Raw genomic sequence first — 25,761 nt, 5'->3', positions numbered from 1 at the left:
CGGGGCCGTTCGCTGCCCCCGGGCACGTCTGCGTTGTATCAGCCGCCGACGCGGATGAAGACGGGGCCGGAGCCCACGTTGACGGAGAACAGCGCCGTGGTGCCGCCGTTCCAGCCGCCGTGCACGGCCTGGCCGTTGCCGACGTAGACGGCGATGTGGGCCATGCCCATGCCGCCGTCGGCGTAGTAGGCGAGGTCGCCCGGCTGGGCCTCGGCGGCGCTCACGGTGCGGCCGAGCGAGAGGTATCCGGCCGGCCAGCCGTGGTAGTGGATGCCGACGGCGGCGAGCGAGTTGGTCGCGAGCATCGTGCAGTCCTGAGCGACGCCGAGCTGCGCGTACGCGGCGGCGGCGATCGCGGCGCCCATACCGCTCGAGGCCTTGGGGGCCGCGGGGGCGGTCGAGGCGACCTGGAGGGTCGCGGAGGCCTGGACCTTCGGCGCTGCCTCGACGGCGGGGGCGGGCGCCGGAGCCGGGGCCTCGACGACCGGGGCGGCGACGGACTCGACGGCCGGGCGCTCGAAGGTCACGTCGGCCGTGGTCTCGGCGGAGACCGGAGCCTGGACGGCGGTGACCGCCTCGAGGGCGACCGGGGCGGAGGCCTCGCGCTGGGCTGCGGCCTCAGCGGCGTTGGCGGCGACGCCGCTGGTCAGGACGAGGCCGCCCGCGGCTGCGATGACAGCCGCCTGGCGGCCCACGCCGCCGGCGTTCTCGGAGACGGCCTTGGCGATGACAGCGAGCGAGGACGTGGCCTCGGCGCGGTGGCGGGCGATGCCTGCACGTGTGGTCATGGGGTTCTCTCTTTCGTGTCCTCGGGCCGCAGGGGGGAACGGCCCGTGGCAGGCGCTGCGGTCATGAGGGGGACACCGCACCGCCCGGTGGGTTGGTCTCAGTTGAGGGTGTAGAACACCGAGGAGCCGGTCGCGTTGACGGCGTGGAGCAGGGTGCCCTGCGAGGGGTTGAGGGCGCTGATCATCATCCCGTTGCCGACGTAGATGCCGACGTGCGCGCCGCCGTTCTGGACCACCAGGTCGCCGGGGGCCGGGGTGGCCGTGGGCTTCATGATGGTCCATGCCTGGACGCGGGGGATGCTGATGCCAGCCTGGGCGTAGACCCACTGGGTGAAGCCGGAGCAGTCCCAGCCGGACGGCGTGGTGCCGCCCCAGACGTAGGGGCTGCCGATGCCGGTGTAGGCGATCGCGGCGAGGGAGGAGCCGGCGACGCTCGAGCCGTCGAGAAGGCTGGCAACCTTCGTGCTCAGGGTCTTCGTGCTCGTGGACTGGGTCTGGACACGCTCGACGACGGGCGCGGCCACCGAGGCGACGGCGGGGCGCTCGAAGTCGACCTGCGCCTGCTCGGGCGCAACGACGGTCGGCGCAGCGGTGCTGGCCACGTCGGAGAGGGCGGAAGCCTCGCGTTGGGCTTCCGCGGCCTGGGCGGGGAGCCCGGCCGAGATGATCAGGCCGGAGGCAGCCGCGATGACGGCAGCCTGACGGCCGATGGTGCCTGCATTGTCGGACATGGCGTGCGCGACAGCCTCGAGCGGGCTGGTGCGAACCGGAACGGCGCGATGACGCGCAGTCATGGTGCGTGACGACACAGAAATAGCCTCTCCCAGTGCCTGCGAGGTGAGCTGTCGGGTTCGGATTGGAAGTATCCGGCCTCCCGGCTCGCGCCGGGCTGCTTGACCCCAAGGCCCTCCGAAGAGGACCGAAAGTGGTTCCCCCGCCTCTGCCAGACGAGTGTGCGAACGGATTCCGAGGAGTGGCAGAGCTAGGCATGCTCCCCGGATGTTCCGACTTGGTAGGAGCCGGAACAAGAACGACCCTACCTGACGTCCCCCAAAAAGTCACATTCGGATCACGGCCCGGTTACCGAGGGTCACAAAACGGACACGACGATTTTCCGGGCCCCCACGCAACGAGCCCCAGACCGCGTAGGCCGGGGGCTCGTCGGGTACAGGGAAGACGGGTTGGTGCGCGCGTCAGAGCCAGCCGTTGGGATCGACGACTTCGCCGTTGACCATGACCTCGAAGTGGAGGTGGCACCCGGTCGAGGCGCCGGTCGTGCCGCTGAGGGCGATGAGCGCCCCGCGCTCGACCTTCTGGCCCACCGAGACGGACGAGGACGAGAGGTGGTTGTACGTCGTCTCGAGACCATTGCCGTGGTCGATGACGACGCGGTTGCCGCCGCCATAGGGGTGCCATCCGGCGAAGGTCACGGTGCCGCTCGCGGCAGCCTTGACCGCGGTGCCGCACTGGGCGGCGAAGTCCTGGCCGCGGTGGAACTCGCCGGCCCAGCCGCTCAGGGGGCTCACGCGGTAGCCGAACGGCGAGGACGGGACCATCGAGTCGAGGGGAGCGCCGAGCGTGTTCTTCGCCTGCGCGGCGGTCACACTGCCCGCGGACTGGGCGCTCAAGAGCTGCTTGAGGCGGCCGTCCGGGTCCACGTGGCTGCCAACGGACGTGCGGCTGAAGGCCACGACCGCCTCGCCGGAGGCCGTGACCTGCGGCTGCTGGGCGGTGTCGACGGCGGCGGTGGGCGCCGCGGCGTCGGTGCCGGCGGTCGGGAGAGTGACGGTCAGGACCAGTCCGGTGGCGGCGAGAGCGACGCCGGCCTTCTGGCCGACACCGGCGATCTCCGCGAGCTGGCGGACGGGTCCGGGGCGGGCGGCGGCGCGGCGGCCGCGGCGTGCGGCGTCGCGCGGCCGGAGGCCGTAGGCCTCGGCGGCCGAGGTCTCGGCGCGGCGGCGGCCGGTGACAGCGTGCTGGGTCAAGCGACTTTCCCTCTCTGTACGAAAAGCGCCTGCGAAGTTAGCTGTCGGGTTCGAGCCCACAGAGTCCGGACTCGGCCCAGCTGCCGGGGATCCGGGCACGCGGGTAGCCAAGGACTGGACCTGCGCGCCGGAGCTCCGAGCATGCTGCGGGCTTCACCCCAAGGCGGCTCGCGCCGCCGCTGGTGGTTCCCCCGCCTCTGCCATGGATGGAACACCCCCGGTCCCGCTGGCAGAGCTCGGCGTACGGGCGGAGGTCACGCCGAAGTCTCAGCGCTTGGTCTCCAGCATAGGGCACTCTGGGCCCGATGTAATAAATCCGTGACCTTTACTGAGACCAAACTCACATCAGAAATGCAAGTAAGGGTTTGTCCAGTAGTTGGAGGTTCTGTGATGTTGTGTTCGCCTCTGTGACGAAGGACGTCAGCCGATCGAGACGAAGACGTGTGAGGCGACCTCGAGGGGCAGCTCGAGGGCGCCGTCGACGTTCGCGACGCGCACGGAGATGTAGTCCCCCACGCGCTCGAGGGCCACCTTGGCGCCGGGGCGGATGCCGCCCTCCTCGAGCTGCGTCAGGAGCTCCGGGTCGACCTGGATCGGCTCCGCGAGCCGGCACACGACGACGCGAGAGCCCTGCGCGTACTGCTCCATCGCCTCGACGAGGGTCACGACGCCCTCGCCGAAGCCCTCGGCCGGAGAGCCGCCGAGCGCCTCGAGGCCCGGGATGGGGTTGCCGTAGGGGGACTCGCTCGGGCGCCCGAGCAGCTCATAGAGCCGCCGCTCGACGCGTTCGCTCATGACGTGCTCCCAGCGGCAGGCCTCGTCATGCACGTACGCCCAGTCGAGCCCGATCACGTCCGCGAGGAGCCGCTCTGCGAGGCGGTGCTTCCGCATGACCTCGACAGCACGGATCCGGCCCGCGTCCGTGAGCTCGAGGTGCCTGTCGCCCGAGACGACGACGAGCCCGTCGCGCTCCATGCGGCCCACCGTCTGGGACACCGTGGGGCCGGAGTGCCGCAGGCGCTCGGCGATCCGGGCGCGCAGGGGGACGATGCCCTCCTCCTCGAGCTCGAGGATGGTCCGCAGGTACATCTCGGTGGTGTCGATGAGGTCGGACATGCGAGGCATCTGCTCCTGAGGACGAGGCGTGGGGCGCGGCTGCGGCCGCAGCCACAAGTCTAGCTTATTTTGACCTGCTCAGATTAGTATTCGCCGGGCAGCCCCGCGTCTCACACCGACCGCGAATTTCCACGCCCCGGAGCGTGTGCGGCACACTTGTGCGGGGCGGAGGGGCACGGCCTTCGCCCGGACCCGAACCGTCAGGAGGCTTCACCCGTGGTCGAGACCAGCCAGCTTCAGATTCCCGCCGAGCTCCTCCCGGCCGACGGCCGCTTCGGCGCTGGCCCGTCCAAGGTCCGCGGGGAGCAGGTGGAAGCGATCGCCGCCGCGGGCGCGAAGCTCCTCGGGACGTCCCACCGCCAGGCCCCGGTGAAGAACCTCGTCGGCAGCGTCCGGGAGGGCCTCAAGGAGTTCTTCCAGGCCCCCGAGGGCTACGAGGTGGTCCTGGGCGTCGGCGGCTCGACGGCCTTCTGGGACGTCGCCTCCTTCGGCCTCGTCCGCTCCAAGGCCCAGCACCTCTCCTTCGGCGAGTTCGGCTCGAAGTTCGCCAAGGCCACCGACAAGGCGCCCTTCCTCGACGCGTCCTCCATCATCACCTCGGAGCCGGGCACGCGCCCGCAGCCCGCCGCCGAGGCCGGCGTCGACGTCTACGCGTGGCCGCAGAACGAGACCTCGACCGGCGTCGCCGCGCCCGTGCAGCGCGTCGCTGGCGCCGACGAGGGCTCGCTCGTGGTCATCGACGCGACGAGCGCCGCGGGCGGCCTCGCAGTGGACGTCTCCGAGAGCGACGTCTACTACTTCGCCCCGCAGAAGAACTTCGCGTCCGACGGCGGGCTGTGGCTCGCGCTGTTCTCCCCCGCCGCGCTCGAGCGCGCCGAGGAGATCAAGGCCTCCGGCCGCTGGATCCCTGACTTCCTGGACCTCAAGACGGCGATCGACAACTCGAAGCTCAACCAGACGTACAACACGCCGAGCCTCACGACCCTCGTCGGCCTCAACGCGCAGGTCGAGTGGCTCAACGCCTCGGGCGGGCTCGACTGGGCCGCCAAGCGCACCGCCGACTCCGCCGGCCGGGTCTACGCGTGGGCCGAGGCCTCCGAGTACGCGACCCCGTTCGTGGCCGACCCTGCCGACCGTTCAAATGTCATCGTCACGGTCGACTTCGACGACTCCATCGACGCCGCCCAGGTCGCCAAGGTCCTGCGCGCCAACGGCGTGGTCGACACCGAGCCGTATCGCAAGCTCGGTCGCAACCAGCTGCGCATCGCGACCTTCGTGGCCATCGAGCCCGAGGACGTCACGAAGCTCACGCAGTCCATCGACTGGGTCGTCGGCCAGGTCAAGGGCTGACGCCTCCGGGCACAGACGACGGCGGGCCCCACCTTCTGGTGGGGCCCGCCGTCGTTCTGTGGGCACGAGCTGCTAGTCGGCGTCCTGCTCTGCGCCAAGCTTCTGCTCTTCGCCCGGCTCCTGCTCTCCGCCCGGCTCCTGCTCAGCGCCGGGCTCCTGCCCTGCGCTGGCGTCTTCGCCCTCGGCCTCGTCGGCAGCCTGCTCATCGGCCGTCTGGGCCTCATTGGCCCGCTCCGCCTCACGGTCCTCGGGCCGCACGCGCTCGGCCCAGGGCACCCACTCGGGGGCCAGGACCGCGTCCTCGGACGGGACGAGGCCGACCTCGCTGACGGTGACCGACTTGGAGCGGGCCACGCGCGCGACGGTCACGAACCAGTGCCAGCCCCGGTAGCCGGCGAGACGGGACTCGAACAGGTGCGTCACGACGCGCTCGCCTTCGCTCTTGGCGGCAACGTGCTCGCCGACCTCAGCGGCAGGGACGGTCTCGAGCAGGGCCGAGCGCGCGGCGTCGACCGCGGAGGCGAGGAAGGCGTCCGGCTTGCCGACGCGCCAGACGGGAACACCGGCCTTGCGCTTCGGCACAGAGGACGCCGGGGACGCCGGGGAACCCGAGGAGGAGGCAGTGGGGGCGGCCATGGCTAGGCGTCGAGCTGGTCTGCCACGCGGCGGAGCGCGGCGGCGATCGCAGGGCCCTTCTCCGGGTAGCTGCCCTTGGCGAGCTGGCCGGAGAGGTTGTCGAGGACGCTCACGAGGTCCTGGACGATCGGGGCGAGCTCGCGGGCCGGCATGCGCTTGGCGCGGGCCACGGACGGGAGCTTCTCGAGCACGCGCACGCTCAGGGCCTGCGGTCCGCGCCGGCCGTCCGCCACGCCGTACTCGAGCCGGGAGCCGGTCTTGACCTCGGCATCGGCGGGCACGGCGGAGCCGGGCAGGAAGACCTCCTGCCCGTCGTCGCCAGCGATGAAGCCGAAGCCTTTCGCCTTGTCGAAGAACTTGACCTTGCCAGTGGGCACTGCCGCAACCCCCATCTGTGAGGAATCGAAGGGGAGCGCTCGCGGCTGACAGACGACACCCCGGGCAGGGGACCGCCTGCCCGTGATCTCGAGCGCTCGTGTACTGCTTCTAGGTTACTGTCTCGCACCGGCCGTGTCGGCCTGTTGCCCGCACCGCCCGCCGGTCGCTGTTAGGTTGTAGCCATGGTGCCTTCTCTTCCCCAGCAGGGACCCTCAGAGCAGGCGGGCAGCCGGGACCCGCTCGGATCCGACGGCGCGCCCGGGTGGCGGCGGGCCGCCGCCCTGGGCGGAGCCCTCCTCGCGGGGGTCTCCCTCGCGGCCTGGGCGCTGACGCTCGGGCTCGCGGCCGGCGGCGCGACGGCGCCCGCGTGGGTCACGGCGCTCGCGCTGTACGGCCTGCCGGTGGCCTTCGTCCTCATGGCGGCGGCCGTCATCGCCGGGGTCCGCGAGCGCAGGCGCCACTGATATGTCATCGATCCGTGCACTCGCCGAAGAGCTCTCCGCCCGGGGCAACGACGCCCTGCGCCGGCTGTTCGCTGCCCGCCCTGACCTCATCTCACCCGGAGTGCCGGACTTCGCCGCGCTCGCCGCCCGGGCATGCGCCCGGATCAGCCTGCAGCGGGCGCTCGAGTCGCTCTCGAAACCCGAGCTCCAGGTCCTCGAGGCGCTCGTCCTGACGACGAACGAGGACGAGGGCCGCAGCGGCAGCAGCGTCGAGCTGCGCCACGCCGTCGGCAACGCGACCCTCGGTACCCTCGAGACGCTCCTGGCGAACCTCTCCCAGCTCGGCCTCGTCTACCGGGCCGACCCGCCGGACACGATCCACTCGGCCTCGGGCAGCCGGCGCCGGTACTACCTGCCCGTCGCGCGGGTCCGCGAAGTCCTCGGCAGCTATCCCGCCGGGCTCGGCAGGCCGTACACGGACCTCGCGACGGCCTCCCCCCTGTTCGCGGAGCACGCGGCCCGGATCGCCAACGCCCTCCCCGGCGCAGTCCAGCAGCAGCCGATCGAGCACCACATCGCCGCCGCCTACGCCCTCGAGCGCTGGGCGGCCCTGCCCGAGTCCCTCGACGACGCGCCGCCGCGGACCCGCGAGGTCCTGGCCAAGTTCGAGAATTGGCCCGTCGGCGCGGTCCCGCACGCCGCCGCCCGCATCCGGCCCGGGCGGCGCACGGACAACCCCGTGGACTGGCTCCTCTCGCATGGCCTCCTCGTCCCGCTCGACGACGAGCACGTCGAGTTCCCCCGCGCCGCGGGCCTGGCCCAGCGCGGCGGCAGGATCGTCCCCGAGCTCGCCCTCGCGGCCCCGCCGGTAGAGATGGGCAGCACGACCGACCTGCTGCGCCGCAACGCTGCCCTCGGCGCGATCGCCGACGTCCTGCGCCTCGTGAGCGCCCTCGCCGTGGAGGCTTCCGAGCGCCCGGTCGAGACCCTGCGCTCCGGCGGGGTGGGCACGCGCGAGCTGCGCCGCGTCGCCATCGCGCTGCGCGCCGACCCTGACCCCACTGTCTTCGCCCTCGAGCTCGCGGCCGCCGCGGGCGTCCTGACCCTGGACCCGGACACGTCCTCGTGGCGGGCCACCGGCGCCGAGGAGTGGCTCGCCCTCTCCCGGCCCGAGCAGTGGCTCCTGCTCGCCACGGCGTGGCTCGACACGACCCGCGTGCCCTCCCTCGCGATGTCCGCCGAGGGCAGCGACCAGCTCGCCCCGCTCTCGGGCGAGGGCCAGCGGCCCGACGCCCCCGCCGTCCGGCGGCGGGTCCTCGAGGTCGCCGCCTCCCTGGCCGAGGATGCCGGCCTGCCCGAGGGGCGCTGCGCCGTCGTGACCCCCGAGGCGATCCGGAGCCGCATCGACTGGCTCCAGCCCCGTCTGGGCCGGCGGCTGCGCGGTCTCCTCGAGGGGGTCCTCGCCGAGGCCGCCCTCCTCGGCTTCACGGGCTCCGGCGCGCTGACCCGGGTCGGGGCCGCAGTCCTCGCCGACGACTTCGACGCAGCGCGGGAGCGGCTCACCGAGCTCCTGCCGGCGAGCGTCGACAGGGTCCTGCTCCAGGCGGACCTGACCGCCGTCGCCCCCGGCTACCTCGACCCGGTGCTCGCGCGGCGGCTCGCGCTCCTCGCCGACCCCGAGGGGCAGGGCCCGGCCACCATCTACCGCTTCTCGGCGGCGAGCCTGCGCCGGGCGCTCGACGCGGGCGAGGACGCCTCGTCGATCCGCGCGTTCCTCGCCGAGCACTCGTCGACGCCGGTCCCGCAGCCGCTCGCCTACCTCATCGACGACACCGCCGCCCGGCACGGCCGGATCCGGGTCGGGCGGGCGGGCAGCTTCATCGCGAGCGACGACGCGGCCGCCCTCGCGGGGCTCCTCGCCGACCCTGCCGCGCGGCAGCTGGGGCTGACGCAGATCGCGCCCACCGTCGTCGTGAGCAACGCCTCGCCGGCCGAGGTCGCCGCGCTCCTGCGCGAGCTCGGGCTCGCGCCCGCCGTCGACTCCTCGCTCGACCCCGTCGTGCGGCTCCGCCGGCGCCCCGGCGCCAACCCGCTGCCGACCCCGCGGCCGCGCGCGGCCATCCCGGACCCCGAGGCGGTGGAGGCGCAGCTCGCCATCCTCCGGACGCAGTCGCCCGTGGGACCGCTCGCGGACGAGGCGGTGCCGCTCCTGGGCATCGAGACGCTGCAGAAGGCCATCCGGCTCAAGCGGGCGGTACGCTTGAACATCGTCGATGCGCTGGGCAATTCGAGCGTCGAGGAGCTGCGTCCCGTCTCCATCTCAGCGGGGCGTGTGCGCGTCTTCGACCCGGAGCGCGAGACCGAGAGGGTCCTGAGCGTGCACCGGATCATCGACGTCGAGCTGGCCTAGCGCGCCGGCTGCGCGCCAGACGCTACGGCCAAGGAGGAGTTGTGGGCGACGGACCGCTCATCGTCCAGAGCGACAAGACGATCCTCCTCGAGGTGGACCACGCCGACGCCGTCGACGCACGCCACGAGATCGCGGCCTTCGCAGAGCTCGAGCGCGCACCCGAGCACGTCCACACGTACCGGATCACGCCGCTGGGCCTGTGGAACGCCCGGGCGGCGGGGCTCGACGCCGAGAAGGTCCTCGACGCCCTCCTGCGGCACTCGCGCTTCCCCGTCCCGCACGCGCTCCTGATCGACATCGAGGAGACGATGTCGCGCTATGGGCGGCTGCGGCTCGAGAAGGACCCGGTGCACGGGCTCGTGATGCGCAGCCAGGACTACCCCGTGCTCGAGGAGGTCATGCGGGCCAAGAAGATCGCGCCCATGCTCGGGCCCCGGATCGACGCCCAGACCACGGTCGTGCACTCCTCGCAGCGCGGCGCGCTCAAGCAGGCCCTGCTCAAGATCGGCTGGCCGGCCGACGACCGCGCCGGCTATGTGGACGGAACGCCCCACCTCATCCGGCTCGAGGAGAAGGGCTGGTCGCTGCGGCCGTACCAGAAGGTGGCCGCGGAGAACTTCTGGGCCGGCGGCAGCGGCGTCGTCGTGCTCCCCTGCGGCGCCGGGAAGACGCTCGTCGGCGCGGCGGCGATGGCCCAGTCCTCGACGACGACGCTGATCCTCGTGACCAACACCGTCTCCGCCCGGCAGTGGCGCGACGAGCTGCTCAGGCGCACGTCGCTGACCGAGGACGAGATCGGGGAGTACTCGGGCGCGGTCAAGGAGGTCCGGCCGGTCACGATCGCGACCTACCAGGTGCTCACGTCCAAGCGTGGGGGCCTGTACCCGCACCTCGAGCTCGTGGACAGGAACGACTGGGGCCTCATCGTCTACGACGAGGTGCACCTGCTGCCCGCGCCGATCTTCCGGATGACCGCGGACCTGCAGGCCCGGCGCCGGCTGGGGCTCACGGCGACCCTCGTGCGCGAGGACGGGCGCGAGGGCGAGGTGTTCTCGCTCATCGGGCCCAAGCGCTACGACGCGCCGTGGAAGGACATCGAGGCGCAGGGGTACATCGCCCCCGCCGACTGCGTCGAGGTCAGGGTGGACCTCCCGCGCGACGAGCGGATGGCGTATGCGATGGCGGAGGACGCCGACAAGTACCGGCTGTGCGCTGCGAGCGAGACGAAGACCGACGTCGTCACCCGGCTCGTGGCGCGGCACGCGGACGAGCAGCTGCTCGTGATCGGCCAGTACCTCGACCAGCTTGAGGAGATCGGCGAGCGCATCGGGGCTCCGGTCATCACGGGCGCGACGAGCGTCAGGGAGCGGCAGCGGCTGTTCGACGCGTTCCGGTCCGGCGAGGAGCGGCGGCTCGTCGTGTCCAAGGTCGCGAACTTCTCGATCGATCTGCCTGAGGCGTCCGTCGCGATCCAGGTCTCCGGCTCGTTCGGCTCGCGGCAGGAGGAGGCCCAGCGGCTGGGTCGGCTCCTGCGGCCCAAGGCCGACGGGCGTGCGGCGCGCTTCTACGCGCTCGTCGCGCGGGACACGCTGGACCAGGACTTCGCGGCCAAGCGGCAGCGGTTCCTCGCCGAGCAGGGGTACGCGTATCGGATCCTGGATTCCGGCGAGATCCCCTGACTCGACGCTCTCAGCAGACGTCCAGACGATTCACAGAAACTGGGCGCACCATGGGAACCGTGAAGAAGACAGAACCCGAGGCGAAGCTGCTCGTCGTCGACGACGAGCCCAACATCCGCGAGCTCCTCTCCACCTCCCTGCGTTTCGCGGGGTTCGAGGTCATCGCCGCCGGCAACGGCCGCGAGGCCCTCGCCGCCGCCGAGGAGCAGGCCCCGGACCTCGTGGTCCTCGACGTCATGCTGCCCGACATGGACGGCTTCACGGTCACGCGCAAGCTCCGCGCCGCCGGCCGGCACGTCCCCGTCCTCTTCCTCACCGCGAAGGACGAGACCGAGGACAAGGTCCAGGGCCTCACCGTCGGCGGCGACGACTACGTGACCAAGCCCTTCAGCCTCGACGAGGTCGTGGCCCGCATCCGTGCCGTCCTGCGCCGCACGCAGCCCGTGCTGGACGACGACGCCGTCATCCGCGTCGACGATCTGGAACTCGACGACGACGCGCACGAGGTGCGCCGCGGGGGCGTCATCATCGACCTCTCCCCCACCGAGTTCAAGCTCCTGCGCTACCTCATGCTCAACCCGAACCGGGTGCTCTCGAAGTCGCAGATCCTGGACCACGTGTGGGAGTACGACTTCAACGGCGACGCCTCGATCGTCGAGTCCTACATCTCCTACCTGCGCCGCAAGGTCGAGGCCAACGGGCCGAGCCTCATCCAGACCAAGCGCGGCGTCGGCTACGTCCTGCGGACAGCGGAGAAGCGCTGACCGTGCTGGCCCTGTGGAAGGGCGCGTCGCTGCGCTCGCAGCTCGTCGTGATCATGATGGTCCTGCTCACCGGCGCCATCTTCCTCACGGCCGCCGCGACCGTCACGCAGCTCAAGACGTTCCTCGTGAGCCAGCTCGACGACAAGCTCGTCAACGCCGCGACCTTCGCGCAGAAGAACCAGGACATCGCGCTCCTGACCAACCCGAACCCGCTCCTGCCCAACGACTTCGTGCTCGTCATCTACGGCGAGGACGGCTTCCAGCCGCGCATCTACTCGAACGTGTCCAACACCCCGGGACGTCCGGACGTCGACGTCCTGACCCCGGACGAGGCCGGGCGGATGCAGACGGTCCACGAGATCCGCCAGTCCCGCGGCACGGAGCGCGCCGTCGACTGGCGCTACACGGCGATCCCCGTGCGGGTCGTGGACACCGGAGAGCGCGCGACGCTCATGATCGCGCTGCCGCTCACGGGCGTTGACAATGCCATCCAGCACACGCTCGGGCTCACCGCCGCCGTCGGGATCATCACCCTCGCCTCGGCCTTCGTCATCGCCACGTGGACGGTCACCCGGGCGTTCCGGCCGCTGCGACGCGTCGAGAAGACCGCCGCCGCGATCGCCGCCGGGGACCTGTCCCAGCGCGTCGACGTCGAGGCCCCCGGGACCGAGCTCGGGCGGCTCTCCTCGTCGCTCAACGCGATGCTGGCCCACATCGAGGTCGCGTTCCAGGCCCGCATGGCCTCGGAGGCGCGCATGCGGCGCTTCGTCTCGGACGCGTCGCATGAGCTGCGCACCCCGCTTGTGACCATCCGCGGCTTCTCCGAGCTCTACCGGCACGGCGCGCTCGGGACGGAGGAGGACGTCGCGACAGCCATGGGACGCATCGAGAGCGAGGCGAAGCGGATGGGCACCATGGTCGAGGACCTCCTGACCCTGGCCCGGCTGGACGAGCAGCGCCCCCTCCAGCTCAAGCCCGTCGACCTCCTCCCGCTCGCCCACGACGCGCTCGTGGACGCCCAGGCCGCCGCCCCCGAGCGCGCCGTGCGGCTGGTGGGGCTGGACGACGACGGGCGGCCGGCTCCCGCTCCGACGCTCGGCGACGAGGCCAGGCTGCGGCAGGTCGTCGGCAACCTCGTGGGCAACGCGCTGCGCTACACCCCCGCCGGCTCGCCGCTCGAGATCGCCGTCGGCACCCGGACCGTTGGCCCGCGGGAGGCTGCCGTCCTCGAGTTCCGGGACCATGGGCCCGGGATCGCCCCCGAGGACGCCGCGAAGGTCTTCGAGCGGTTCTACCGTGCGGACACGTCCCGCACGCGCGACACGGGCGGCACGGGGCTCGGCCTCGCCATCGTTGCCGCGATCGTGGGCTCGCACGGCGGCAGCGTGCGGCATGAGGAGACCCCCGGCGGCGGCGCGACCTTCGTGATCGAGCTCCCCCACGTCGCTGTCCCGGAACGGCCGGCCGAACCCCCCGCGAGCGCCGCGGAGCCCGATCGCGCCGTGGACACTGCCTCCGAGCGGTCCTGACTTCTCCTCCACAGGAGGACCGATTCCCCGGGGTTGTCCACAATCGCCCCGCTGCGCCTCCCCCCGGCCATGCAGACTCCTAGGCTCGAAGGGCAGGCGCGGCACGGGCCGCGGACCGACCACGGAGAGCAGGATGACATGGCCATTGTGAAGGTGGACACCGACGCGATCGACACCAACGCCCAGCAGGTCCTGGCGACCGCCGAGCGCGTTCGGGCGGAGATCCAGACGATGAGGGGCAACCTCGAGAACCTGCGCAGCAGCTGGCAGGGGCAGGCATCGAACAGCTTCCAGTCCCTCGTCGCCGAATGGGCGCGAACCCAGGCCCAGGTCGAGGCCTCGCTCTCCCAGATCGGCGGCACGCTCCGGAACGCGGGCGTCGCCTACGGCGACATCGAGAGCGACAACGCCCGCCGCTTCGCCTTCTGAGCGGATCGCGGGGCTGCCGGGCCCTCCCCGCAGCTGGGGGCGGGCCCGGCCCACCGGCACGGTCTGGCAGGATTGGGGCCATGACCATCACCGCCGCCGCAGACGGCTCCGCCCTCGGCAACCCCGGCCCCGCGGGCTGGGCCTGGTACGTGGACGACTCCCGCTGGCACGCCGGCGGGTGGCCCCACGGGACGAACAACCAGGGCGAGCTCATGGCAGTCCTGGACCTGTTCCGGGCCACCGCCCACCTCCCCGAGGAAGCGCTGCACATCCTCTGCGACAGCCAGTACGTCATCAACTGCATCACGAAGTGGATGCCGGGCTGGAAGCGCCGGGGCTGGAAGAAGGCGGACGGCAAGCCTGTGCTCAACGTCGACCTGCTCAAGCAGATCGACGCCGAGCTCGCGGGGCGCACGTACACGTTCGAATGGGTCAAGGGCCACGCCGGGCATACGCTCAACGAGGCGGCCGACGAGCGGGCACGTGCGTGCGCCCTCGCGTTCCAGTCCGGCACGGCGCCCGTCGAGGGGCCCGGCTTCGACGGAGTTCCCGCCGTCGGCGTCGCGGTCGGAGTGCAGGAGATGCCTGCGCGCGCGTTCCCGGACGGGACTGTGCGGGAGGCGGCCGGCGCGTTCCAGGCATCTGCGCTCCTCGAGGCCGAGCGGCCGCTCGACGCCCAGCAGCCCGGGCTGTTCGACGACGAGGCGCTCCTCGAAGCCGCGCCGGCGGGCCAGGGCTCGCCCCTGGCGAGCGAGCAGGACGTCGAGGCGGTCGTGGAGCTCGAGCAGGAGCTCCTCGACCCCGAGGTGCGCAGCGACTACGGCCAGCTCGCCTACCTGCTCCACCCTGACTACTCCGAGATCGGCGCCTCCGGCCGGCTCTGGGGCCGGGAGGAGCTTATCGAGGAGCTCGTCGACGGGCCCGAGCTCCAGGTGCGCTTCGAGCTCATCGACGCCGCCGCCGTGGGCCCGGACGTGATCCAGATCGTCTACCGCACGGTGGGCGCCACGGGCTCCGCCCTGCGCTCGTCCCTGTGGCAGCGCTCCGAGGGGCGCTGGCGGCTGCGCTTCCACCAGGGCACCCCGGAGGCCTGACGCCCGGCCCAACGCCGACGGCGGGGCCCCCACCGCAGTGGGGACCCCGCCGTCGTGCTTTGGCCTGGGCCGGGGGGTGGGGGCTAGAAGCCGCCCATGCCGCCCATGTCGTCGCCACCCGGGACGGCCGGGGCCGCCTTCTCGGGCTTGTCGGCGACGACGGCCTCGGTCGTGAGGAAGAGGCCGGCGATGGACGCGGCGTTCTGCAGCGCCGAGCGGGTGACCTTGACCGGGTCGTTGACGCCGGCGGCCAGGAGGTCCTCGTAGACGCCCGTGGCGGCGTTGAGGCCGTGGCCGGCGGGCAGGCCGCGGACCTTGTCGACGACGACGCCCGGCTCGAGGCCAGCGTTGAAGGCGATCTGCTTCAGCGGGGCGTCGATGGCGACCTTGACGATGTTGGCACCCGTGGACTCGTCACCCTCGAGGGCGAGGTTCGCGAACGCCTTGGCACCGGCCTGGATGAGGGCCACGCCACCACCGGCGACGATGCCCTCCTCGACGGCGGCCTTCGCGTTGCGGACGGCGTCCTCGATGCGGTGCTTGCGCTCCTTGAGCTCGACCTCAGTGGCCGCGCCGGCCTTGATGACGGCGACGCCGCCGGCCAGCTTGGCGAGGCGCTCCTGGAGCTTCTCGCGGTCGTAGTCCGAGTCGGAGTTCTCGATCTCGGCGCGGATCTGGGCCACGCGGCCGGCGATCTGGTCGGCGTCGCCGGCACCCTCGACGATCGTGGTCTCGTCCTTGGTCACGACGACCTTGCGGGCCTTGCCGAGCAGCTCGACTGTGGCGTTCTCGAGCTTGAGGCCGACCTCCTCGGCGATGACCTGGCCGCCCGTGAGGATGGCGATGTCGGTCAGCATGGCCTTGCGGCGGTCGCCGAAGCCCGGGGCCTTGACGGCGACGGACTTGAAGGTGCCACGGATCTTGTTGACGATGAGCGTGGCCAGGGCCTCGCCCTCGACGTCCTCGGCGATGATGAGCAGCGGCTTGTTGGTCTGCATGACCTTCTCGAGGACCGCGACCAGGTCCTTCACCGAGCTCACCTTGGAGTTGACGATGAGGATGTACGGGTCCTCGAGGACCGTCTCCTGGCGCTCGGCGTCGGTGACGAAGTACGCGGAGATGTAGCCCTTGTCGAAGCGCATGCCCTCGGTGAGCTCGAGCTCGAGGCCGAAGGTGTTGGACTCCTCGACGGTGATGACACCCTCCTTGCCCACCTTGTCGAGGGCCTCGGAGATGAGCTCGCCGATCTGGGTGTCGCCGGCGGAGATGGACGCGGTGGCGGCGATCTCCTCCTTGGTCTCGATCTCCTTGGCGGACTCGAGGAGCTCCTTGGTGACGGCGTCGACGGCCTTCTCGATGCCGCGCTTGAGCGAGAGCGGGTCAGCGCCGGCGGCGACGTTGCGCAGGCCCTCGCGGACGAGCGCCTGGGCGAGGACCGTGGCGGTGGTGGTACCGTCGCCAGCGACGTCGTCGGTCTTCTTGGCGACCTCCTTGACGAGCTCCGCGCCGATCTTCTCGTACGGGTCGTCGAGCTCGATCTCCTTGGCGATGGAGACACCGTCGTTCGTGATCGTGGGGGCGCCCCACTTCTTCTCGAGGACGACGTTGCGGCCACGCGGGCCGAGGGTGACCTTGACGGCGTCGGCCAGCTGGTTCAGGCCGCGCTCGAGACCGCGGCGGGCCTCCTCGTCGAATGCAATGATCTTGGCCATGACGGCTTCGAGTCCTTTCGGGACGTGACTGTCTTCGTGGTCACCTGCTGCAGCGCCCGCGACGGCCGGCTCCCCCCGGCCCGCGAACGGGCCTGAGGTCGCCTCACCCCAGCGAGGTGTTCCCTTCCCCCCGCCGCCGACGGCGCCTCACTGCCCTCGCGGGCCCGCTCGGTTAGCAGTCTTGCTGCGGGAGTGCTAGGTCAATCATTAGCACTCGACCCCTCCGAGTGCAAGCGTGGGGGACGCCGAGTGTGGCCTCGGGCCAGCGCCTCAGCGGGCGACCGCGACCTCGCCGTCGACCTTGGGCAGGTTGTCCGCCCCGAAGCCGAGCACCATGAACCGGGCCGTGGTGATGTCCCCGTGCCCGTCGAAGGCGACGGGCCCCGACTGGCCCTCGTAGTCCACCGCCGTGCCGGCGGCGAGGAGCCCGAGGCAGGCAGGGAGGCCAGTGCAGTCGGTTCCCGCGGCGCCGGCAGCGCCTGTGCCGGCGTCCCCGCCCGAGACGGCGGTGAGCCGCGCGGCGATGGAGGTGCCGGCGTCGTCCTTGGCGTCCGCGGCGGCGAGGATCGCGAGGGCGGCAGCGTCGTAGGCCTCGGCGGCGAACGCCATGTCCTTCAGGTCAGCGTCCTGGCCGAGGACCGCGGTCTGGAACTCGGCGCTCGGGAAGACGCCCGGGACGGCGACGCGGGCTCCCTCGAGCGAGCGGGCAGCGAGCGCGGACCCGTGGCGGCCCACGAGACCGCCCGAGAGCACGAGGTCGTTGCCGCTGATCCCCGCCTCGGCGAGCTGGGCCAGGACGGCCGGCCCGCCGTCGTCCGCGACGACGGCGACCGCGTCCGCGCCCTGGGCGCCGAGGGCGGCCCCGCCGGCGTCGTGCCCCGTGAACTCGGCGCTGCCCGCGTCCCTGAGGCCCGCGGCGGTGAGCGCCGCCTTGGCCCCGTCCGCAATGGCCTTCCCGTGCGGCCCCGCCTGGTTCAGCACCGCGATGCTGCGGGCGCCGGACTGCCGCGCTAGCTCGACGAGCGCGGCGCCCTCGGCCGCCTCGGGCGCCATGGTGCGGAAGTAGAAGCCGCTGCTCGGGTACGAGCTCAGGACCGCGGACGTGTTCGCGGGCGAGATGAGGGGGACCTTGGCGCGGGCGAGCACGTCGATCGCCGTGGGGGCCCGGCTCGAGTCCGTCGGGCCGATGACGACGTCGGCGCCGGCCTCGACGAGCCGGCGCGCGGCCGCGCCCGTGTCCGCGGACGGCTCCGGGTCGAGCAGCTCGACCGGCTTGCCCGCGTGCCCGCCGGCGGCGTTGGCCTCCTGGACGGCGAGGACGACGGCGGCGAGCTGGGCGTCGTTGAGGTACGCCGACTCGCCCACGTTGTCGAGCAGGAGCCCGATCCGCAGCACGCCGTCCCCCGAGGGCGCGGGCCGCGCGGTTCGCGCGTCGCCGCCCGGGGTGCACGCGGCGAGAGCGAGGACGGCCGCCGCGCCGCCGGCGAGGGCACGCAGTTGGGCCCTGCGAGGCCGGGAGCCGGCACCGCGGCGAGGGGTCGGCGCGACCACGTCAGCCGGCATACCCGGGCCCGATCACCGCGGCGAGCGGGATGCCGAGGCCGGGGGCCTCGAGGACCGTGCCGATGCCGAGGTCCGCCGCGAGCGCCCGGGCCGAGGCCGCCGCTGACGCGTCACGGTAGAAGACGATCGACGTGTTCACCGGGCCCCCGCTCCAGTTCCCGACGCCGGTGACGGCCCAGCCTGCGGCGCGGGCCCGATCGCCGATCCGGCCCGCGAGGCCGGCGGTGCCGGTCGAGTTGTAGACGCCGACCTCGAGGGAGCGGTTGACGCCACTGGAATTGGAGGCCGCGGTCGTGGTCGGGGTCGGCGAAGCACTGGCGGCCGACGGCGAGGGGCTCGCCTCGGTCGGGCTCGCCGAGGGCGAGGGGCTCGCCTCGGACGCGCTCGGCGTCGGGGTGGCGCTGGAGGCAGCGGAAGAGGGGGCTGCGATGCCTGCCGAGGATGTGTCGGCGAGGCGTGGCATGAGGAAGAACGCTGCGGCGCCGATCATCAGCGCGGCGATCCCGGCGGCCATGATCCAGCCGAGGCCGCGGCGCGGCTCAGTCGAGCGCGTACGGTGGACACCCTGCCGGCGCGGGGACTCGGGGACTGCATCGAACTCGTCGCGGGGGTAGGTGCTCATGCCTGCGTGGGGTCCTCGTTCTCGGCTGGATGGGCAAAATCAGGCGTCGCCGCCGAGACGGCGGGCCGTGCGGGCGCGCTGCCGCGACGTCCTCAGTCTACGCAGCCGCTTGACCAGCATCGGATCGTGCGCGAGCGCGGCCTCTGTGTCGATGAGGGCGTTGAGGAGCTGGTAATAGTGGGTCGCCGAGAGGTCGAAGAGCTCGCGCACCGCCTGCTCCTTGGCCCCGGCGTACTTCCACCAGCCGCGCTCGAGGGCGAGCATCTGCACCTCGCGTTCGGTCAGTCCGGCGGTGGGACGGCCCTGCGCTCCGAGATCGAGCTCATGGGTCTTCTGCGCTGCTGCCGACATGCCCTCCAGTCTATGGAACGAACTACAGACATGTCATTCGACGCGGCCGCCGGGGCGCCAACCTGCCCTGGCCGGCTCTGGCAGACTAGGCCGGTGATGGAGTCCGAGCCGCTCTTCGACCTGCCCGTCCCGCCGGCCGGCACCGTCGGGGCGCGTCCGCCGGGCGCTCCGCCCCGTCCTGCCGCGGATCCGGCCGCGGACGCCCGCGCCCTGGCCGGCATGGCGGAGGCGCCCCTGAAGGAGCTCGTGCATCCAGAGTGGGTCCCCGCGCTCGCCCCCGCCGAGCCGGCCCTGCGCCGAGCGCTCCGTGCGCTGGCGGCCGAGGCCGGGGACGGCGCCGTCGTGCTCCCCTCCCCCGCCCGGCTCCTGCGGGCGTTCGAGCGGCCGCTCTCGGCGGTGCGCGTCCTGCTCCTGGGCCAGGACCCGTACCCGACGCCGGGGCACGCGATCGGCCTGAGCTTCGCGGTCGACGCGAGCGTCGACCCGCTCCCGCGAAGCCTGAAGAACATCTACCGCGAGCTCACCGCAGACCTCGGGGTCGCCGCGCCGCACGACGGCGACCTCTCGCCGTGGTCGGACGAGGGCGTCCTCCTGCTCAACAGGGTCCTGTCCGTCCGCGCCGGGGCGGCCGGCTCGCATCGGCGGCTCGGCTGGGAGGACGTCACGGACGCGGCAGTGCGCGCCGTCGTCGAGCGCGGAGGCCCGCTCGTCGCCGTGCTCTGGGGCCGGGACGCGCAGTCGGTCGGCCCGATGCTGAGCACGACGCCGGTCATCGCCTCGGCGCACCCCTCGCCGCTGAGCGCGTCCCGCGGCTTCTTCGGCTCGCGGCCGTTCAGCCGCGCGAACGAGCTCCTCGCGTCACAGGGCGCCGCGCCCGTGCGCTGGGCCTGAGGCCTGCCCGGCCAAGCCGGTAGTCTGGCCCCATGACACTGCCTGCCCAGACCCCTGCGGCGCAGGCCGCTGCCGACGCCGCCCCGGCCCGGAAGGCGCGCCCGACGCTCGACCTCGTGGTCGTCCGCACCGAGCAGCTGAGCCCGCACCTCGTCCGGGTCGTGGCCGGCGGTCCGGGCTTCGACGCGTTCGCGGACAACGGCTTCACGGACAAGTACGTCAAGGTCTCGTTCCCCACGGCCCTCCCCGGTGGGGCGTGGCCCGAGGGGCCCGTTGACCTCGCCGCGCTCAAGGAGGGGCTCCCGGCGGAGCAGTGGCCCGTGATCCGCACGTACACCGTCCGCTGGTTCGACGCCGAGGCGCGCGAGCTCGCGATCGACGTGGTCGTGCATGGGGACCAGGGCATCGCCGGCCCGTGGGCCGCGGCGGCCCAGCCCGGCGACCGGCTCGTGTGCTCGGGCCCGGGCGGGGCCTACTCCCCCGACCCGGACGCGGAGTGGCACCTCTTCGCCGGCGACGAGGCCGCCCTGCCGGCCATCGCCGCGGCGCTCGAGGCGCTCCCCGCGGACGCCACGGGGTTGGCCTTCCTCGAGATCGGATCCGCCGAGGACGTCATCGAGGTCTCCGCGCCGGAGGGCGTCGAGGTCCGCTGGCTCTCCCGCGAGGGCTTCCCGGCCGGGGAGACGCTCGTGCTCGCCGAGGCCGTCGCCGAGGCGACGTGGCCGGACGGCACGCCGAGCGTCTTCGCACATGGCGAGCGCGGGGCCATGAAGGAGCTGCGGGCGATCTTCAAGGAGCGCGGGATCCCGCGCGAGAAGCTCTCCCTCTCGGGCTACTGGGCCCTGGGGCGCGTCGAGGACCAGTTCCAGGCGGAGAAGAAGCTGCCCATCGGGCAGATCTGACGCGGCAGGCCTCAGCGCCGCCGGGACCTCCGGCGCCGCTCGAGCGCCGCGACATTGCGCGTGAACGGCCGGGCGAGGTTGTCCCCGAGCACGATCCCGCCGGCCGCCCCGAGGATGATCGCCATGGCCGTGAGCATCCCGCCGGCCCCCGTCACGATCTGAGCGGCGTCGACGCTCGCGACGTACATGGACCGGAAGATCGTCAGGCCGGGCAGCAGGATGAGCGCCGCGGGCACGGCGACGACGAGCTGCGGCGCCCCGAGACGCAGCGCGATGATCCGGGCCAGGAAGCCCATGACGACGGCGCTGACGGCGGGCGCGATGCTGTCCGCCGCCCCGAGCAGCCCGGCGCCCGTGAGGGCGAGGTACCCTGCCACGCCCACGCCCGCCGTCGGCAGCACGAGCCTGCGCGAGGTCTGCTCGGTGACCGCGATCGCGGCGACGGCGGTCGCGGTGAGCAGCACCTGGACCACATACGGATAGGCGGGTGGGAAGGTCTCGGTGACGTCGATCCGCTCGATCCCGAGCAGCTCGCCTGCCGCGGAGGCCACGGCGATGCCGCCCACGACGGCGCCGAACGTCAGGAACGCCGAGAGGAACCGGCCCGCGGCGGTCACGGGGAAGCCGTTGATCGCGTCCTGCGTCGCGGACACGAGCCGCGCCGTCGGCAGGAGCAGGAGGATGCCGCCCACGACGACGATCGCCGGCGCGATGGGCAGCTTGGCCCAGAACAGCAGGAGCGCGACGATCGTGACGAGGAACGAGCTCGCGAGCGTCGTGAAGAAGTCCGGCACGCGCCAGCGCCCGAAGACCCGCGCGACGACCGAGATGAGCAGGTTCGAGCCGAACGCGATGAGCGAGGCGAGCTGCCCGCCGCCGAGCACCCCCACGAAGGCCGCCGCGAACACGCCGAACGCGGCCGTGACGGCCCACTTGGGGAACGGCTTGGCGCGCCGCGTGATGCCCTGGAGCCGGCGCATCGCCTCGTCGCGGCCCACCCCGCCGGAGGCGATCTCGCTCACGAGCTGGTGCACGAGGGTCAGGCCCGCGTAGTTCGACGTCCACGAGCGCACGACGCGCATGAGGGTGATGGGCGTCGCGTCCTGGGGCGCGTAGTTGATCGCCACCGACTGGTTCGTGATGTCCACCTCGACGTGCTGGAGCCCGAACGCGGCCGTCACGGCGATGATCGACGTCTCGACCTCGAGGGCGCCTGCGCCGAAGCGGAACATCGTCTCGGCGAGCTGGAGCACGAAGTCCAGGGTCCGGCGGGCCGACTCGTCGACTCCCTGCCGGACCGTGGGGTTCTCGTAGGGGCTGCCGGCGAGCCGGTCCACGATGCTCAGCGGCGCCGTGGGCGGGTTCTCGCCACGCATGAGCCGGGCGAGGACCCGCTTCGCGGCCGCGTTGGCGCGCACCTGCGAGGCCGTGATCGGCTCGGTCGGCGTCGAGGGCCCGGCAACGCTGGGCACCGGCGAGGTCAGGGGCGCCGGCGCAGTCAGGGGCGCCGGCTCGGCGGCGGGCGCCACGGGCTCGGGCCGGGCGGACGGGGACAGGGCGGACGACGCCGGCCGCTCCCCCGCCGTCGTCGTCCCGCCGGGTGCGTCGGTGAACGCGACGGGCGTGATCTTGGGGATGGCACCGGCAGGGATGTCCCCGCCCGAGCCCTGCAGATGCTCCGTCTCAGCCATGGGCCGCTCTTTCGTCCGCGGGGGGCCTCAGTAGAACTGCTGGCCGGTGCGGCGCGTGTAGAGGCGGCGGGCCACCCGCTCGCCCGCGAGCGCCCACGCCCTGTACCGCACGGGGTCGATGACGAAGTCCCAGCAGCCCACGAAGTCCGTGATGGTCTTCGAGAACGAGGTCTTGAACAGGCCCAGGCCGTGGAACGGGTGGTCCTTGTCCTTGGCCTGGGCGGCGGGCGGGGTGCCGCAGAAGTCGTACTCGGTGCAGCCGAGGGCCTTGACGTCGTTGATGGCGCGCCACTGCACGAGGTGCGAGTCGCCGTACTGCGAGCGGTTCTGGAGGGATCCGCCGTCCTTGTACGTGCCCTTGCGGCCGTAGTTGATGACGAAGGCTCCGACGGACGGGCGGCCGTTCTCGTAGACGAAGTAGAGCCGGCCCTGGCCACGCGAGGTGAATTCGGTCCAGAACTGGCGGTAGTAGTCGAAGCCGCGCACCTGCGCGCCCGTGCGGGACTTGGTGGTCAGGGTCCCGGTCATGAGCTCGTGCATGATCCGGTAGTTCGCCACCGTCGGCTCGGCCTCGACGACCTCGACGCCCTCGCGCTCGGCGCGGCGGATGGCATTGCGCCCGCGCGACGAGATGGCCTTGAGCACGAGGTGGGGTTCGGCGCTGATGTCGAGGAGCGCCGTCGAGTCGTTGGGCTGGAGGTTGGGGACCTTGACGAGGCCGGCGCCGGAAAGGACGGCCCGTGCCTCGTCGGAGTCCACGATGTCCGGCTCGATCTTGACCGCGAAGACGCCGAGGCGCTCGCGGTGCACGAGGTCGCGGACGGCGTCGAGCGCGGCCGGCACGTCGCCGACGGCGGCGACGTCGGGCCCCTTGATGAGGTACCAGAACCGGCCCAGGAGGGGGACGGACTTCTCGAGGACAAGGTTGTAGCTCGGCTGTGCTGCTTCCACCGAGCCGGCGCCTCCCGCGGCGGGCTCGAGCACGAGGCGCCGGACGTCCCAGCCGAAGTTCCGCTTGACCGCCGCGAAGGCCTCCGACTGCAGGAGGTTGCCCCCGTTGGGGTTGGCCGTCACGTGCTTGTCCCAGTTCTCGATCTCGGACTCGTTCGCAAAGCGTGCGGTGAAGCTGGGGAGGCTGGTCACGGCGCGGGATCCCTTCGATCTGACTGCGGGCCCTTGACAGTCTAGCCAGTCGGCGGCCGGCGGCCGCCCCACCCTCTGAGCGTCGGATCACGGCCGGTTTGCGACCGGCAAGACGGGGAATGCGGAGGGCATGGCACACAGCAGCACCGACAAGATCAATGGCAAGAGGGTCGCGTTCCTGGCGGGCCGGGGGGTCGAGCAGGCCGAGCTCACGGAGCCCTGGAAGTCCGTCGAACGCGCCGGAGGGCAGCCCGTCCTCATCTCGCCGGAGGAGGGGAAGGTCACCGCGATGAGGCACGACTGGGAGCACGGCGACACGTTCCCCGTGGACGTCCCCCTCTCCCAGGCCAGCGCCGACGACTTCGACGCGCTCGTCCTGCCGGGCGGCACGCTCAACGCGGACAGGATGCGGCTCGAGAAGGAGGCCGTGGCCCTCGTGAAGGCCTTCGCGGAGGCCGGGAAGCCGATCGCGGCGATCTGCCACGGCCCGTGGATCCTCATCGAGGCCGGGGTGGCCCAGGGCCGCAGGATGACCTCGTACCCCTCCCTCGAGAGCGACCTGCGGAACGCAGGAGCGGACTGGGTGGACGAGGAGGTCGTGACCGACCGCGGCCTCACGACCTCCCGCAGGCCCCGCGACCTCGAGCCGTTCTGCGCGAAGATGCTCGAGGAGATCGCCGAGGGCCGGCACGCCTAGAGCAGGTCTGCTAGCCCTGCCCGGCCCGCTCCTGCGAACCAATCCCATCAAACCTCTTGACCCTCTCCTCGTCGCCGATATACATTCAAGACGCATAGAAATTGTCGTCGACAATCGACGACCTGCGGTTGCCCGACAGCAAGGAGAGATCCATGGCATTCGACACCCTGCCCAAGTTCGTCACGTTCGACATGAATGGGACGCTCATCAAGTTCGCGATCAACGACTCGATGCGGGAGGTCCTGGGCGACAGGCTGCCCGCCGAGGTCGCCGACGAGTACCTGCGGATCTGCAAGGCGTACCGGATCGACGAGTGCATGGGGGACTACAAGCCGTTCCACGAGATCGTGGCCAACTCCATGGAGCGCGCCTCGCGCAAGGTCGGCCTCGAGTTCCGCTCGGACGAGGCGCGGGAGGTGTACGAGCGGATCCCCACCTTCGGCCCGTATCCAGGCGTCACCGCCGCCCTCAACCGCCTGGCCGAGGCGGTCCCGCTCGTCATCATCACGAACAGCGACACCGCGCAGGCCGAGCGCCTCGCGGAGAACCTCAAGGCCCCCTTCGAGGTCGTCATCACGGCCGAGCAGATGGGCTGCTACAAGCCGCGCCTCGCTGCCTTCGACTACCTGTTCGAGAAGCTCGGGGTGACCCCCGACGAGCTCGTGCACGTCTCCGCGAGCCCGATGTACGACCTGCGCTCCGCGGCCGTGATGGGCATCGAGAAGAAGGTCTACGTCGACCGCGGCTTCGAGCACGACGAGCACTGGCTCGGCTACGAGCGCATCACCGACATGGCAGACCTCCCCGTCCTCTTCGGCCTGCCGCGGCCCGATGCGTCCTAGGAGAGAGAGGCCTACCGCCCCGCGGGCTCCCGCGCGGGGGAGCCGGCGACGGCGGCTCCGAGCGCGCCGTCGACCGCCGTGAGCACGCGGGCCGCGGCCTCATCCTCGCTGCCCGAGGCGTCCACGCGCAGGAGCCCGGGGAACGCGGCGAGTGAGCGGTAGGCCGCGTCGAACGCGGCGAGGTCCTCCTCGGTCTCGACGTCGGTTCCGCGCACGCGCACGCGCTCGGCGGCCAGCGCCGGCGGCACCTCGAGGAACACGACGAGGTTCGCGGGCGGGAGCCGGTCCGCGAGCCGGTGGAACCACCGGGGGGTCGCGACGCCGCGGGCGGCGTCGAGCGCGAGCTGGCACACCGCATGCCGGTCGTGGACGACGACGGCGGGCGGCCGGGTGAGCGCGGCGAGCCGCGCCTCGCCTCGCAGCAGGTTGAGGGCGCGCACGGCCGCCTCGAGGAGGCTCAGGCCGCGCGCGCCGAGGAGGCCGCGCGCCGTCGTGCCCGCGCGGCGGGCGAGCGTGTCGATCCTCCGCCGGCCGCCGGGGGCGGCGAGCAACTCGGTGTCGAGGCCCCGCTCCGCGAAGGCGTCCGCGAGGGCGCGGGCCGCCGTCGACTTGCCCGAGCCGTCGATGCCGGCCAGGACGATGCGCACGGGCGCGGGAGTCGTCGGACGGGGCGGGCGGGACGTTCGCTGGGACATGGGACCTCCTGGACTCCCTCCCACCCTACGGAAGGAGCGTCAGCCGCCGCT

Annotated in this window: 25 protein-coding genes and 2 riboswitches; of the genes, 12 read left to right on the top strand and 13 right to left on the bottom strand. The window is 72.4% G+C overall.

The annotated features are described in order from the left end of the window. Positions 1 to 38: 38 nt before the first annotated feature. The 4 genes from ACUYMY_RS04030 to ACUYMY_RS04015 all read right to left on the bottom strand — a co-directional run bounded on the left by ACUYMY_RS04030 (position 39) and on the right by ACUYMY_RS04015 (position 3,889). Entirely contained in the window at positions 39 to 788 is a 750-nt protein-coding gene (locus ACUYMY_RS04030; protein ID WP_481702339.1) for an NlpC/P60 family protein, read from the bottom strand. A gap of 98 nt (positions 789 to 886) precedes the next feature. Continuing rightward, positions 887 to 1,519 (bottom strand): C40 family peptidase, encoded by a 633-nt coding sequence (locus ACUYMY_RS04025; RefSeq protein WP_481702338.1) that lies wholly within the window; start codon positions 1,517 to 1,519, stop codon positions 887 to 889. A gap of 82 nt (positions 1,520 to 1,601) precedes the next feature. Continuing rightward, positions 1,602 to 1,754, bottom strand: a riboswitch (cyclic di-AMP (ydaO/yuaA leader). Between the two features lie 227 nt (positions 1,755 to 1,981). Further along, positions 1,982 to 2,773: a M23 family metallopeptidase gene (locus ACUYMY_RS04020; RefSeq protein WP_481702337.1), complete on the bottom strand. Its 792-nt coding sequence runs from the start codon at positions 2,771 to 2,773 to the stop codon at positions 1,982 to 1,984. 10 nt (positions 2,774 to 2,783) lie between these two features. Beyond that, positions 2,784 to 3,025: riboswitch (cyclic di-AMP (ydaO/yuaA leader) on the bottom strand. A 168-nt stretch (positions 3,026 to 3,193) separates the two neighbouring features. Then, the gene (locus ACUYMY_RS04015; protein WP_481702336.1) at positions 3,194 to 3,889 is read right to left on the bottom strand and encodes an iron-dependent transcriptional repressor DtxR; all 696 of its coding nucleotides are present in this window, start codon (positions 3,887 to 3,889) and stop codon (positions 3,194 to 3,196) included. A gap of 216 nt (positions 3,890 to 4,105) precedes the next feature. On the opposite strand from ACUYMY_RS04015, the gene serC reads away from it, so the two are divergent. Next, positions 4,106 to 5,239, top strand: a complete 1,134-nt coding sequence (serC, locus tag ACUYMY_RS04010; RefSeq protein WP_481702335.1) for a phosphoserine transaminase — start codon at positions 4,106 to 4,108, stop codon at positions 5,237 to 5,239. Positions 5,240 to 5,311: 72 nt separating this feature from the next. On the opposite strand, the gene ACUYMY_RS04005 is transcribed toward serC, so the two are convergent. Both ACUYMY_RS04005 and ACUYMY_RS04000 read right to left on the bottom strand, forming a co-directional pair. Further along, complete coding sequence (locus ACUYMY_RS04005) at positions 5,312 to 5,875, bottom strand: DUF3027 domain-containing protein (protein ID WP_481702334.1); 564 nt, start codon at positions 5,873 to 5,875, stop codon at positions 5,312 to 5,314. Positions 5,876 to 5,877: 2 nt separating this feature from the next. Next, positions 5,878 to 6,252 carry a cold-shock protein gene (locus ACUYMY_RS04000; protein ID WP_481704951.1) on the bottom strand — a complete coding sequence of 125 codons (375 nt, stop codon included), beginning with the start codon at positions 6,250 to 6,252 and terminating at the stop codon, positions 5,878 to 5,880. Between the two features lie 183 nt (positions 6,253 to 6,435). Between ACUYMY_RS04000 and ACUYMY_RS03995 the strand changes: the two genes are divergently transcribed. From ACUYMY_RS03995 to ACUYMY_RS03965, 7 genes are all read left to right on the top strand, one after another. Further along, positions 6,436 to 6,717: a hypothetical protein gene (locus tag ACUYMY_RS03995; RefSeq protein ID WP_481702333.1), complete on the top strand. Its 282-nt coding sequence runs from the start codon at positions 6,436 to 6,438 to the stop codon at positions 6,715 to 6,717. Between the two features lies 1 nt (position 6,718). After that, complete coding sequence (locus tag ACUYMY_RS03990) at positions 6,719 to 9,106, top strand: helicase-associated domain-containing protein (RefSeq protein WP_481702332.1); 2,388 nt, start codon at positions 6,719 to 6,721, stop codon at positions 9,104 to 9,106. A gap of 41 nt (positions 9,107 to 9,147) precedes the next feature. Beyond that, positions 9,148 to 10,785: a DNA repair helicase XPB gene (locus tag ACUYMY_RS03985; RefSeq protein ID WP_481702331.1), complete on the top strand. Its 1,638-nt coding sequence runs from the start codon at positions 9,148 to 9,150 to the stop codon at positions 10,783 to 10,785. A gap of 50 nt (positions 10,786 to 10,835) precedes the next feature. Next, positions 10,836 to 11,549 (top strand): response regulator transcription factor, encoded by a 714-nt coding sequence (locus tag ACUYMY_RS03980; protein ID WP_175637500.1) that lies wholly within the window; start codon positions 10,836 to 10,838, stop codon positions 11,547 to 11,549. Positions 11,550 to 11,551: 2 nt separating this feature from the next. Beyond that, entirely contained in the window at positions 11,552 to 13,078 is a 1,527-nt protein-coding gene (locus ACUYMY_RS03975; RefSeq protein WP_481702330.1) for a sensor histidine kinase, read from the top strand. Positions 13,079 to 13,216: 138 nt separating this feature from the next. Then, complete coding sequence (locus ACUYMY_RS03970; RefSeq protein WP_481702329.1) at positions 13,217 to 13,507, top strand: WXG100 family type VII secretion target; 291 nt, start codon at positions 13,217 to 13,219, stop codon at positions 13,505 to 13,507. 80 nt (positions 13,508 to 13,587) lie between these two features. After that, positions 13,588 to 14,601 carry an RNase H family protein gene (locus tag ACUYMY_RS03965; protein ID WP_481702328.1) on the top strand — a complete coding sequence of 338 codons (1,014 nt, stop codon included), beginning with the start codon at positions 13,588 to 13,590 and terminating at the stop codon, positions 14,599 to 14,601. Between the two features lie 83 nt (positions 14,602 to 14,684). Here ACUYMY_RS03965 and groL read toward each other — a convergent pair whose 3' ends face one another. The 4 genes from groL to ACUYMY_RS03945 all read right to left on the bottom strand — a co-directional run bounded on the left by groL (position 14,685) and on the right by ACUYMY_RS03945 (position 18,849). Then, on the bottom strand, positions 14,685 to 16,313 hold the full coding sequence (gene groL / locus ACUYMY_RS03960; RefSeq protein ID WP_481702327.1) for a chaperonin GroEL: 1,629 nt from the start codon (positions 16,311 to 16,313) through the stop codon (positions 14,685 to 14,687). A gap of 270 nt (positions 16,314 to 16,583) precedes the next feature. Next, positions 16,584 to 17,864 (bottom strand): ABC transporter substrate-binding protein, encoded by a 1,281-nt coding sequence (locus tag ACUYMY_RS03955; RefSeq protein ID WP_481702326.1) that lies wholly within the window; start codon positions 17,862 to 17,864, stop codon positions 16,584 to 16,586. A gap of 1 nt (position 17,865) precedes the next feature. Next, on the bottom strand, positions 17,866 to 18,498 hold the full coding sequence (locus tag ACUYMY_RS03950) for a LytR C-terminal domain-containing protein (RefSeq protein ID WP_481702325.1): 633 nt from the start codon (positions 18,496 to 18,498) through the stop codon (positions 17,866 to 17,868). Positions 18,499 to 18,537: 39 nt separating this feature from the next. After that, complete coding sequence (locus tag ACUYMY_RS03945) at positions 18,538 to 18,849, bottom strand: DUF3263 domain-containing protein (protein WP_481702324.1); 312 nt, start codon at positions 18,847 to 18,849, stop codon at positions 18,538 to 18,540. A 219-nt stretch (positions 18,850 to 19,068) separates the two neighbouring features. Here ACUYMY_RS03945 and ACUYMY_RS03940 point away from each other — a divergent pair, with 219 nt between their 5' ends. Both ACUYMY_RS03940 and ACUYMY_RS03935 read left to right on the top strand, forming a co-directional pair. Then, a complete protein-coding gene (locus ACUYMY_RS03940; protein ID WP_481704950.1) occupies positions 19,069 to 19,740 on the top strand; it encodes a uracil-DNA glycosylase in 672 nt (223 codons plus the stop codon). Between the two features lie 32 nt (positions 19,741 to 19,772). Then, positions 19,773 to 20,642, top strand: coding sequence for a siderophore-interacting protein (locus ACUYMY_RS03935; protein WP_481702323.1), 870 nt, complete (start codon positions 19,773 to 19,775; stop codon positions 20,640 to 20,642). 11 nt (positions 20,643 to 20,653) lie between these two features. On the opposite strand, the gene ACUYMY_RS03930 is transcribed toward ACUYMY_RS03935, so the two are convergent. Both ACUYMY_RS03930 and ACUYMY_RS03925 read right to left on the bottom strand, forming a co-directional pair. Then, positions 20,654 to 22,333: a threonine/serine exporter family protein gene (locus tag ACUYMY_RS03930; RefSeq protein ID WP_481702322.1), complete on the bottom strand. Its 1,680-nt coding sequence runs from the start codon at positions 22,331 to 22,333 to the stop codon at positions 20,654 to 20,656. Positions 22,334 to 22,360: 27 nt separating this feature from the next. Further along, positions 22,361 to 23,476 (bottom strand): lipid II:glycine glycyltransferase FemX, encoded by a 1,116-nt coding sequence (locus ACUYMY_RS03925; protein ID WP_481702321.1) that lies wholly within the window; start codon positions 23,474 to 23,476, stop codon positions 22,361 to 22,363. Between the two features lie 130 nt (positions 23,477 to 23,606). Between ACUYMY_RS03925 and ACUYMY_RS03920 the strand changes: the two genes are divergently transcribed. Both ACUYMY_RS03920 and ACUYMY_RS03915 read left to right on the top strand, forming a co-directional pair. Further along, positions 23,607 to 24,173, top strand: a complete 567-nt coding sequence (locus tag ACUYMY_RS03920; RefSeq protein WP_481702320.1) for a type 1 glutamine amidotransferase domain-containing protein — start codon at positions 23,607 to 23,609, stop codon at positions 24,171 to 24,173. A 152-nt stretch (positions 24,174 to 24,325) separates the two neighbouring features. Further along, entirely contained in the window at positions 24,326 to 25,015 is a 690-nt protein-coding gene (locus ACUYMY_RS03915) for a haloacid dehalogenase type II (protein WP_481702319.1), read from the top strand. Positions 25,016 to 25,026: 11 nt separating this feature from the next. On the opposite strand, the gene ACUYMY_RS03910 is transcribed toward ACUYMY_RS03915, so the two are convergent. Beyond that, positions 25,027 to 25,710, bottom strand: a complete 684-nt coding sequence (locus tag ACUYMY_RS03910; protein WP_481702318.1) for a nucleoside/nucleotide kinase family protein — start codon at positions 25,708 to 25,710, stop codon at positions 25,027 to 25,029. Between the last annotated feature and the right edge of the window lie 51 nt (positions 25,711 to 25,761).

The sequence above is a fragment of the Sinomonas sp. T428B genome (assembly GCF_056780155.1).
Note: the sequence above shows the minus strand (reverse complement) of the source record. Positions and strands in the feature narration are given on the sequence as shown.

Bases quoted from the DNA above. Each gene is read 5' to 3' on its own strand.
- ACUYMY_RS04030 (WP_481702339.1), bottom strand. From the start codon at position 788: ATGACCACACGTGCAGGCATCGCCCGCCACCGCGCCGAGGCCACGTCC.
- ACUYMY_RS04025 (WP_481702338.1), bottom strand. From the start codon at position 1,519: ATGTCCGACAATGCAGGCACCATCGGCCGTCAGGCTGCCGTCATCGCG.
- ACUYMY_RS04015 (WP_481702336.1), bottom strand. From the start codon at position 3,889: ATGTCCGACCTCATCGACACCACCGAGATGTACCTGCGGACCATCCTC.
- ACUYMY_RS04005 (WP_481702334.1), bottom strand. From the start codon at position 5,875: ATGGCCGCCCCCACTGCCTCCTCCTCGGGTTCCCCGGCGTCCCCGGCG.
- ACUYMY_RS03995 (WP_481702333.1), top strand. From the start codon at position 6,436: ATGGTGCCTTCTCTTCCCCAGCAGGGACCCTCAGAGCAGGCGGGCAGC.
- ACUYMY_RS03990 (WP_481702332.1), top strand. From the start codon at position 6,719: ATGTCATCGATCCGTGCACTCGCCGAAGAGCTCTCCGCCCGGGGCAAC.
- ACUYMY_RS03980 (WP_175637500.1), top strand. From the start codon at position 10,836: ATGGGAACCGTGAAGAAGACAGAACCCGAGGCGAAGCTGCTCGTCGTC.
- ACUYMY_RS03970 (WP_481702329.1), top strand. From the start codon at position 13,217: ATGGCCATTGTGAAGGTGGACACCGACGCGATCGACACCAACGCCCAG.
- ACUYMY_RS03965 (WP_481702328.1), top strand. From the start codon at position 13,588: ATGACCATCACCGCCGCCGCAGACGGCTCCGCCCTCGGCAACCCCGGC.
- groL (WP_481702327.1), bottom strand. From the start codon at position 16,313: ATGGCCAAGATCATTGCATTCGACGAGGAGGCCCGCCGCGGTCTCGAG.
- ACUYMY_RS03950 (WP_481702325.1), bottom strand. From the start codon at position 18,498: ATGAGCACCTACCCCCGCGACGAGTTCGATGCAGTCCCCGAGTCCCCG.
- ACUYMY_RS03945 (WP_481702324.1), bottom strand. From the start codon at position 18,849: ATGTCGGCAGCAGCGCAGAAGACCCATGAGCTCGATCTCGGAGCGCAG.
- ACUYMY_RS03940 (WP_481704950.1), top strand. From the start codon at position 19,069: ATGGCGGAGGCGCCCCTGAAGGAGCTCGTGCATCCAGAGTGGGTCCCC.
- ACUYMY_RS03935 (WP_481702323.1), top strand. From the start codon at position 19,773: ATGACACTGCCTGCCCAGACCCCTGCGGCGCAGGCCGCTGCCGACGCC.
- ACUYMY_RS03930 (WP_481702322.1), bottom strand. From the start codon at position 22,333: ATGGCTGAGACGGAGCATCTGCAGGGCTCGGGCGGGGACATCCCTGCC.
- ACUYMY_RS03920 (WP_481702320.1), top strand. From the start codon at position 23,607: ATGGCACACAGCAGCACCGACAAGATCAATGGCAAGAGGGTCGCGTTC.
- ACUYMY_RS03915 (WP_481702319.1), top strand. From the start codon at position 24,326: ATGGCATTCGACACCCTGCCCAAGTTCGTCACGTTCGACATGAATGGG.
- ACUYMY_RS03910 (WP_481702318.1), bottom strand. From the start codon at position 25,710: ATGTCCCAGCGAACGTCCCGCCCGCCCCGTCCGACGACTCCCGCGCCC.